Below are 249 nucleotides of genomic sequence, written 5' to 3'. Positions count from 1 at the left end.
GTGTTCTGGATTGGCGCGAAGATGCGTAACCGTAAGCAGGAAGTTGCTGAGTAATCGGTATTATGCCGGATGCTGGCGCATCCGGCATGGGTTTTACTTCGCGGTCAGTAATACGCCGCACTCCATATGGTGCGTGTAGGGGAACTGATCAAACAGAGCCAGACGTTCGACCTTGTGCGTCTGGCTTAATGTTTCCAGATTCTTGCATAACGTTTCCGGGTTACAGGAGATGTACAAAATACGCGGATA

1 pseudogene is annotated in these 249 nt (G+C 50.2%); it reads right to left on the bottom strand.

What is annotated here, in order from left to right:
* Positions 1-93 precede the first annotated feature (93 nt).
* Positions 94-249, bottom strand: a pseudogene (locus tag SB725_RS32945) (tRNA (uridine(54)-C5)-methyltransferase TrmA); the annotation flags it as partial.

Origin of the sequence: Pseudomonas sp. SIMBA_041, from assembly GCF_046535095.1 — a bacterium.
GTDB classification, from domain to species: domain Bacteria; phylum Pseudomonadota; class Gammaproteobacteria; order Pseudomonadales; family Pseudomonadaceae; genus Aquipseudomonas; species Aquipseudomonas mucoides.
Note: the sequence above shows the minus strand (reverse complement) of the source record. Positions and strands in the feature narration are given on the sequence as shown.